8 protein-coding genes are annotated in these 8066 nt (G+C 71.8%); 5 read left to right on the top strand and 3 right to left on the bottom strand.

The features are described 5' to 3' along the window. Positions 1–159 precede the first annotated feature (159 nt). The 4 genes from hemC (at position 160) to N5096_RS03265 (ending at position 3488) form a co-directional block, all read left to right on the top strand. The gene (hemC, locus tag N5096_RS03280) at positions 160–1359 is read left to right on the top strand and encodes a hydroxymethylbilane synthase (protein ID WP_267662906.1); all 1200 of its coding nucleotides are present in this window, start codon (positions 160–162) and stop codon (positions 1357–1359) included. Beyond that, a complete protein-coding gene (cobA, locus tag N5096_RS03275; protein ID WP_267662905.1) occupies positions 1352–2146 on the top strand; it encodes a uroporphyrinogen-III C-methyltransferase in 795 nt (264 codons plus the stop codon). Before hemC ends, cobA begins: the two co-directional genes overlap by 8 nt. Continuing rightward, positions 2143–2910, top strand: coding sequence for a uroporphyrinogen-III synthase (locus N5096_RS03270; protein WP_267662904.1), 768 nt, complete (start codon positions 2143–2145; stop codon positions 2908–2910). Before cobA ends, N5096_RS03270 begins: the two co-directional genes overlap by 4 nt. A 173-nt stretch (positions 2911–3083) precedes the next feature. Beyond that, positions 3084–3488 carry a hypothetical protein gene (locus N5096_RS03265; RefSeq protein ID WP_267662903.1) on the top strand — a complete coding sequence of 135 codons (405 nt, stop codon included), beginning with the start codon at positions 3084–3086 and terminating at the stop codon, positions 3486–3488. Here N5096_RS03265 and N5096_RS03260 read toward each other — a convergent pair. Both N5096_RS03260 and N5096_RS03255 read right to left on the bottom strand, forming a co-directional pair. After that, positions 3485–4516 carry a DUF4382 domain-containing protein gene (locus N5096_RS03260; RefSeq protein ID WP_267662902.1) on the bottom strand — a complete coding sequence of 344 codons (1032 nt, stop codon included), beginning with the start codon at positions 4514–4516 and terminating at the stop codon, positions 3485–3487. The genes N5096_RS03265 and N5096_RS03260 overlap by 4 nt on opposite strands. A gap of 131 nt (positions 4517–4647) precedes the next feature. Then, on the bottom strand, positions 4648–5973 hold the full coding sequence (locus N5096_RS03255; RefSeq protein WP_267662901.1) for a 5'-deoxyadenosine deaminase: 1326 nt from the start codon (positions 5971–5973) through the stop codon (positions 4648–4650). Between the two features lie 135 nt (positions 5974–6108). Between N5096_RS03255 and N5096_RS03250 the strand changes: the two genes are divergently transcribed. After that, positions 6109–6756, top strand: coding sequence for a non-canonical purine NTP pyrophosphatase (locus N5096_RS03250; RefSeq protein ID WP_267662900.1), 648 nt, complete (start codon positions 6109–6111; stop codon positions 6754–6756). A 9-nt stretch (positions 6757–6765) separates the two neighbouring features. Here N5096_RS03250 and N5096_RS03245 read toward each other — a convergent pair whose 3' ends face one another. Then, positions 6766–8064, bottom strand: coding sequence for a class-III pyridoxal-phosphate-dependent aminotransferase (locus N5096_RS03245; protein WP_267662899.1), 1299 nt, complete (start codon positions 8062–8064; stop codon positions 6766–6768). Positions 8065–8066: the final 2 nt, after the last annotated feature.

Here is an 8066-nt window from a genome sequence, read left to right as displayed (position 1 = left end):
CGCGACTCCCTCGCGCGTGCACCTCGCGCCCTGCGGGCGCTCGGCGGCACGCGCCACCGTATTTATAAAAACTCGCGTCGACGCCGCCGCGGTCCGCTCGCACGCCAGCGTCACGGCCGAACTAATGCCCTTTTGAACGCGGGGGACCTCGATTCGCGTATGACCGATACCCTCAGGCTCGCCACGCGCGGGTCGGACCTGGCCCTCCGGCAGGCCGGGACCGTCCGCGACGCCCTGTCGAGCCGCCGACGCGACGTGGAACTCCGCCGCGTCGAGACCCGCGGCGACCAGATCCCCGACGAGCTGATCCACCGGCTCGGCAAGACGGGCGCCTTCGTGCGGTCGCTCGACGAGGAGGTGCTCAACGGCGACGCCGACCTCGCCGTCCACTCGCTGAAGGACGTGCCGACCGAGGGGATGGACGATATGGTCGTCGCCGGCGTCCCCGAGCGCGCGCCCTCCGGCGACGTGCTCCTCAGTCCCGACGGACTCGAGCTCGAGGACCTCCCCTCGGGCTCGGTCGTGGGGACCGGGTCCCTCCGGCGGACCGCCCAGATCAAGGCCGCGCGCCCGGAGCTCGTCGTCGAGCCCCTGCGCGGCAACGTCGACACCCGGATCGAGAAGCTGCTCGCGCCCGGCCTCCAGGCGGAACACGAGCGCCGGCTGATCGCCTCGGGCGAGGCGAGCGCGATGACCGCCGGGGAGGGCGGTACGGAAGGCGAGGCCGACGGCGAAGCGGAGGACGAGGCCGACACCGACGACGAGGGCGAGACCGAGGTCGACGAGGAGTTCGAGACCACTGTGGAGGAGTGGTTCGACTCCCTCTCCGACCTGGAGCGCTCGGCGATGGAGCGCAAGGTGGAGACGGAGTACGACGCGGTCGTCCTCGCGGAGGCCGGCCTCCGGCGCTCCGACCTCTTCCACGAAGTCCCGACGACCCGGCTCCCGCGCGAGGAGTTCGTCCCCGCAGCGGGCCAGGGCGCCATCGCGGTGACCGCGACCGACCCGGACGTGATCGAGGCCGTGCGCGCCGCGGTCGACCACCCGCGAACCCGGGTGGCAGTCACCGTCGAGCGGACGATCCTCGGCGAGCTCAACGGGGGCTGCGTCGCGCCGATCGGCGTCTCCGCGCTCGTGCAAGGCGAGCACGTCCACACCCGCGTCCGGGTACTCTCGACCGACGGCACCGAGGAGGTGGCCGACACGCGCGACCTCCCGATCCGGTCGCACGCGAAGGCCGCCGAGTCGTTCGCGGCGGACCTGGCTGACCGAGGCGCAGCCGACCTGATCGCGGCGGCCCGCGAGGAGGCAGCGGTCGAGGCGGACGAGGGGACCCGGCAGGAGGCGGACGATGAGTGAGGGGGAGACGCCGGGCGACGTCGGCACCGTCTCCCTCGTCGGCTCCGGCCCGGGCGACCCGGACCTCATGACCGTGAAGGCCGCCCGACTGATCGAGTCGGCCGACGTGGTCCTCCACGACAAGCTCCCCGGCCCGGAGATCCTCGGGGAGATACCCGAAGCGAAGCGCGAGGACGTCGGCAAGCGCGCCGGCGGGGAGTGGACCCCGCAGGAGTACACGAACCGGCGCCTCGTCGAGCTGGCGCGAGAGGGGAAGTCCGTCGTCCGGCTCAAGGGCGGCGACCCGTTCGTCTTCGGGCGGGGCGGCGAGGAGGCCGAGCACCTCGCAGAGGCCGGGATCCCCTTCGAGGTCGTCCCCGGCGTCACCTCCGCGATCGCGGGCCCCGCGGTCGCCGGGATCCCGGTGACACACCGCGATCACGCCTCCTCCGTCTCCTTCGTCACGGGCCACGAGGACCCGACGAAAGCGGAGTCGGCGGTCGACTGGGAGGCGCTCGCCGCGACGGGCGGCACGATCGTCGTGCTGATGGGCGTCGGGAAGCTCCCGGCGTACGCCGCCGAGCTCCGCGACGCCGGGCTCGACGGCGACACCCCCGTCGCGCTGGTTGAGCGCGCGACGTGGCCCGACATGCGCGTCGCGACCGGCACGCTCGACACGATCGTCGACGCCCGCGACGAGGCGGGGATCGAGCCGCCAGCGATCACCGTGATCGGCGACGTGGCGGGGACGCGCGCTCGGGTCATCGAGTTCCTCCGGAACGACGGCGAGCGAGGTGAGGGGGCGTGAGCGACGGCACCCCCGACGCCCCCCGCGTCGCCGTCTTCCGCCCGGCCGACGAACGGATCGACGACGCGGAGGCGGTGTTGGCGTCGCTCGGCGCCGACCCCGTCCCCGACCCGATGCTCGAGGTCGAACCGACGGGAGCGGTCCCGGCCGCGGCCCCGTGCGTCGTCCTCACGAGCAAGACCGGCGTCGAGCTCGCGGCCGAGGCGGGGTGGGAGCCGGGCGACGAGACGCTCGTCGCCATCGGCCCCGCGACCGCCGCCGCGGCGCGGGAGGCGGGGTGGACCGTCGATCTCGTGCCGGACGAGTACACCTCCGCGGGGCTGGTCGAGGCGCTCTCGGAGCGCGTCGACGGCGAGCGCGTCGAGGTGGCGCGCTCGGACCACGGCAGCGACGTGCTCCTCGACGGGCTCCGCGAGGCGGGCGCGACGGTGAACGAGACGGTCCTCTACCGGCTCACGCGACCGGACGGAGCGGGCGAGTCGGCGGCGCTGGCCGCCGCGGGCGACCTCGACGCCGCCGCGTTCACCTCGTCGCTCACGGTGACGCACTTCCTCGACGCCGCCGAGGAGCGAGGGGTCCGCGATGCGGCGATCGCGGGCCTGAGCGACGCGGTCGTCGGCGCGATCGGCCCGCCGACCGCGGAGACGGCGGCGGAGCGCGGGATCGACGTCGACGTCGTCCCGGGCGACGCCGACTTCGCGGCACTCGCGGAGGCAGTCGTCGAGGCGGCGGGCGACGGGGACCGGTCGACGACCCCCCACTGAGCCGTTAGTTTTCAGCGTCGAGAGTTCACGCGACACCGGAACTCGGAACCGGGTTTGCGTCCGCTGACCGCGGCGTTCACCGCGGTCTGACGTCCGCATCTCGTCCGACCGCTGTTATCGATGTGGATAATTTAGGCCGCGCATTTATTATCCGACAGATGATAATAGTTAATATGGAACCGAGTGAGCGCTGGTCGCTGCGGACCGACGACGAGGTGCTGGTCGTCGAGTTCCCGCACGGGACGGGGATCAGCCCCGACGACGGCGAGGCGCTCCTCGATCGGTGGCGGACCGTCACCGCCGACTGCGCGGTCGACGCTGTCGTGATCGTCGTTCGGACGAGTCGGCCCTGTTCCGACGCCGGGCGGCGGGCGCTGCGCGAGTCCGCCCAGATGGCCGTCGCCCGCGGCGTGGACCGGTTCGCGATCGTCGGCGAGCGCTCGAAGCGCCGTTACCTCAAGCGCACGATCGACGTCGAGGGGATCGACACCGAGGCGTTCAACGACGACGACGCCGCGCTGCGGTGGGCGAAGTGCCCGTCCGCGGCCGCTCCCTCCGTGGAGCCGTCCCGTAGTTAGCTGTCGTCCGCGGCGGCGGTCTCGTTCCCGGCGCCGTCGGTCTGGTTTCCAGCGGCCTCGTCGTCCGACGCCCCGTCGTCGCCGTCACCCGCTTCCTCCGCGTCGTCCGCGTCGTCGCCGCCTCCGTCGTTCCCTTCGTCCGCGTCGTCACCCTCGTCCCCTTCGTCGTCGATCTCGTTGACCTCGACGTCCCGCCCGGCGACCCCGCTCCCGGAGATCACGGGCTTGAGGATGTAGCCGTTGTTCGGACCGCGCTTGACCACGTTGATGTCGAAGACGAAAGTGACGGGCTCGTCAGGCGTGACTTCAAACCCGTTCGTGATCTGGAGCTTCTCGCTCGGGAGCTTCACGTCGACCGCCGCGCCATCGACGATCCCCTCGACGTCGGTGACGGAGAGCTCGATCTTCTCGTAGCTGCCCGCGGAGACTTGGCCGTCGAACACGGCGGTCGCGTCGTCTCCGACGACTTGCGTGAGGTCGACCGTCGCGCCGTCGAGGGCGACGACGGTGAAGCCGCGGCCGTCCTGGTCGTCATCCTCCGCGTCCTCCGCGTCGTCTTCCCCTTCCGCGTCGTCTTCCCCTTCCGCGTCCTCCGCGTCGTCTTCCCCTTCCGCATCGTCTTCCCCTTCCGCGTCGTCCTCTTCCGCGGTTCCGTTCGGGGAGTCGCTCTCCTCTTCCGTCTCGTTACCGGTCTGATTGGCGTCGTCCTCGTCGGCTTCCTCCGCGTCGTCCTCGTCGGCTTCCTCCGCCCCCACCTCGAAGATCCGGGCCTCGTCGAGGGTGACGCTCAGCCGGTCGAAGTCGTCGATGTCGGCCGGCGCGTCGCTGATGAGGAGCCGGAAGTCGCCGGTGAGCGTCTGGGAGCCGTCCGAGCCGTCCGACGAGGGGAGCGCCCCGTCGCCGGCACAGCCGGCGAGCATCGTCGCGCCCACGCTCGCGCCGAGCGCCACGAACTCCCGTCGCCGGAAGCCGTCGGCCGAGCTGTCCTGCGAGCGGTCGTCGCCTGTCGTCCGCGATCGGTCCGTCATGGTGACTCACCGAACGCGCCCCGGACGGGTATAAAACGGAGATGCTCAGCCCGAATTCGTGCGGATTAAGCCCGTTTTGCGGGGGCCGCCGTGAGTGTTTATAAGTGATCGGCGAGGGGCCCCGCGGCGAGCTACGATTGGCCCGTGTCGATCCCCGCCGCCTCGACCACGCGCTCCGCCTGTCGAGCGGCGCGCTCGCGGACCGCGTCAGCGTCGATCCCGACGTGCTCGCCGTCGGCGTACCGGACCTCGCCGTCGACCATCGCGAAGACGACGTCGTCGCCGTGGGCAGCGTACACCAGGTGGGAGAGCGGGTCGTGGACCGGGGTGGCGCGCGTGCGGTCCGTGGTGAGGCCGATCACGTCCGCGCGCTGCCCCTCCCGGAGGGTCCCGAGCCGGTCGAAGCCGGCGGCGCGGGCGCCGTTCGTCGTCGCCATCTCCAGCACCGTCGCGGCCGGGAGCCGGGTCGGGTCGCCGGCGTCGACCTTCCCGAGCAGGCTCGCCTGCCGCATCTCCGTGAACGGGTCGAGCGTGTTGTTGCAGGGCGGCCCGTCGTTGCCGAGCGCGACCGTGATCCCGCGGTCGAGGTAGTCGTGGACCGGCGCAATCCCGCTCGCGAGCTTCATGTTCGAGGAAGGACAGTGGGTGACGGTCGTGTCTGTCTCGGAGAGGACCTCGCGCTCGCGCTCGTCCGTGTGGACGCAGTGCGCGAGGGTCACGTCCGAGCCGGTGAGCCCGACCTCGTCGAGCCACAGGACGTTCCGCCTCCCCGTGTCCGCCTCCACCGCCGCGATCTCCTCCTCGTTCTCGCTCGCGTGGGTATGGATCGTCACGCCCTCGTGGCGGTCGGCGAGGTCGCGACAGCCGCGCAGACACACCTCCGTGCAGGTGACCGCGAAGCGAGGGGTGACCGCGTACCGGACCCGGCCGTCGGCGGCGCCGTGGTACTCCTCGATGAGCGCCTCGCTCTCGGCGAGCGCGGCGTCGGTGTCCTCGAGCAGGCCCTCGGGCGAGTCCCGGTCCATCAGCACCTTCCCGAGGCGCGCCCGGATCCCCGTCTCGATCGCGGCCTCGAAGGCCTCCTCGGCGTGGTTGACGGAGAGGTGGTCGACGACGGTCGTCGTCCCCGATTCGAGGCACTCCAGGTACCCGATCTCGGCGGCGGCCCGCGTCGCCTCGGCGTCCATCGCGGCCTCCATCGGGAGTACCGCGTCGAACAGCCAGTCGAGGAGGGCGTCGTCGTCGGCGATCCCCCGCCCGAGCGACTGGACCGAGTGGACGTGGCCCCCGACCAGTCCGGGCGCGACGAGGTCGGCCTCGCGGCGCTCGTGGTCGGGGTACGCATTCCGAAGGGCGGCCGCGTCGCCGACCGCGGCGATCGTCTCCCTCTCGACGACGACCGCGCCGTCGGGGATCACGGTCTCGGGGTCGGCGATGACGGTTCCGGCGATCAACATGTCCGTCCGTTCCTGACGGGCGGCTCATAAGAGGGTGTCCCTCGCGGGTCGGCGGGCGCGGGACCGCGGCGACTTCCGGGGGCGCGGGCGACCGCGACCGACGGCTATTCGTTCCGGCCGTCCCCACTCGGACCCGTGCTCAGATACGTGACGACGAACCCCGGGAAGGTGCGCGAGGCGGAGCGCTACCTCTCGGACGGCTCGGTTGAGCGGCTCGACTTCGACTACCCGGAGATCCAGGCCCCGGAGCTCGGCCCGATCGCGGCGCGGGGCGCCCGAGAGGCGTACCGCCACGCCGGCGAGCCGGTGCTCGTCGACGACGCGGGGCTGTTCGTCGAGGGGCTCGACGGCTTTCCCGGCCCGTACTCCTCGTACGTCGAGGAGACGCTGGGGATCGAGCGCGTCCGCGAGGTCGCCGCCGACCTCGACGACCGCCGGGCCGCGTTCCGCTGCGTGCTCGGCTACTGCGACGGCGACGGGTTCGCCGCGAGCCCGGACCCGGTCGATCGCGGGGACCGCGACGCGGCCGCGGCGGCGGGGCCGGGCGGGGAAGAGGCGGGTCCAGACGAAGACGGGGAGGCCGACGCGCTCCCGGTCAAGCTGTTCGAGGGGTACGCCCCCGGTCGGATCGTCGCGCCGCGCGGGGAGGGCGGCTTCGGCTACGACCCGATCTTCGAACACGACGGCGAGACGTTCGCCGAGATGGATACCGAGCGAAAGAACGCGGTGTCACACCGCGGCCGCGCCTTAGAGAAGTTTGCGGAGTGGTACGCGGACCGGTAGGTCGTCGTCTCAGGCGGCGTCGTCGATGGCGGCGGTCAACAGCTCACAGCCGAGTTCGACCTCGCGCTCGGTGACGTCGAGGGGGGGCAGGACCCGGAGCACGTCGTGGCCGCACGAGAGCGTGAGCAGACCCCGGGAGAAGGCGTGTGCCATGGCCGCGTCGCGCCGCTCCTTCGAGTCGAACTGGAGCGCGAGCAGCAGTCCCTTCCCCCGCACGTCGGTCACGCCTTCGAGGTCGGCGTCGCGCATCGTCTCCGTGAACTGTCGGCCCCGCACCGTCGCGTTGTCCATCAGGTCGTGCTCGCGGATCGCGTCGAGCGTGAGCGCGCCCTGCGCGGAGGCGATGATATCGCCCGCGCCCCACGTCGACGAGAGCCGGCTCTGCTCGTCGGGGAACACCTCCGAGCGGGAGACCGTCGCGCCGACGCGGAGCCCCTTCGCGCTGGTGATCACGTCGGGTTCGAGCGCGTAGTGGTCGGAGCCCCACATCTCCCCGGTGCGGCCGACGCCCGACTGGATCTCGTCGGCGATCAGCGTGATGTCGTGTTCGTCGACCAGGGCGGCGATCTCGTCGGTGAACGCGTCGGAGGGGAACCGGTAGCCGCCCTCGCCCTGGATCGGCTCCACGACGAGGTACGCCACGTCGTCGGGGTCGACGTGGCCGCCCTCGGGGTCCAACTTCTCGCGCAGCCGCGAGACGCCGCCGGCGAAGAAGCCGCACGAGCAGGTGTCGGGGGTGCAGGTCCGGTCCTCGCAGAACGGGGCGTCGTGGACCCCGCTGATCTCCGGGAAGTCGCGGCGGTACACGGACTTCGAGCGGTTGAGCGAGAGCGCGCCGAGCGTCCGACCGTGGAACGCCCCGTCGAAGGTGATCGCGTGTTTGGCGCCGCCGGCGTCGTCGTACGCGATCTTGATCGCGTTCTCGATCGCCTCCGCGCCGGAGTTCGAGAGGAAGACGGTGTCCATGTCGTAGTGGGCGGTGACCTCCATGAGCCGCTCCATCAGCCCGGAGGAGCCGGGGAGCCCGTCGCCGGGCGACTCCCCGCCGGCGGCGTAGAAGTCCTGACCCGCGATCTTCAGCGGATCGACCAAGTCGAACTCCGCCAGCGGCTCCATGATTTTGGGGTTGTTGTACCCGAGCGGCGCGGCGGCGACGTGGCTCGTGAAGTCCATGAGGACGTTGCCGTCGACGTCGGTACAGAACGGGCCCTCGGCCGGGGCGGTGCGGTCCCAGACGAACTCGTGAACTGCCTCGGGGTCAAGCCCCGAGGCTTCCCGTGGGTTAGTCGGATACTCCCATCCGACCATCG

The sequence above is a fragment of the Halorubrum yunnanense genome (assembly GCF_026586675.1).
In the GTDB taxonomy this organism is placed as follows: Archaea; Halobacteriota; Halobacteria; order Halobacteriales; family Haloferacaceae; genus Halorubrum; species Halorubrum yunnanense.
Note: the sequence above shows the minus strand (reverse complement) of the source record. Positions and strands in the feature narration are given on the sequence as shown.

Excerpts from the sequence above, each read along its gene's own strand:
- N5096_RS03260 (WP_267662902.1), bottom strand. The coding sequence starts at position 4,516 with ATGACGGACCGATCGCGGACGACAGGCGACGACCGCTCGCAGGACAGC.
- cobA (WP_267662905.1), top strand. The coding sequence starts at position 1,352 with ATGAGTGAGGGGGAGACGCCGGGCGACGTCGGCACCGTCTCCCTCGTC.
- N5096_RS03265 (WP_267662903.1), top strand. The coding sequence starts at position 3,084 with ATGGAACCGAGTGAGCGCTGGTCGCTGCGGACCGACGACGAGGTGCTG.
- N5096_RS03255 (WP_267662901.1), bottom strand. The coding sequence starts at position 5,973 with ATGTTGATCGCCGGAACCGTCATCGCCGACCCCGAGACCGTGATCCCC.
- N5096_RS03245 (WP_267662899.1), bottom strand. The coding sequence starts at position 8,064 with ATGGTCGGATGGGAGTATCCGACTAACCCACGGGAAGCCTCGGGGCTT.
- hemC (WP_267662906.1), top strand. The coding sequence starts at position 160 with ATGACCGATACCCTCAGGCTCGCCACGCGCGGGTCGGACCTGGCCCTC.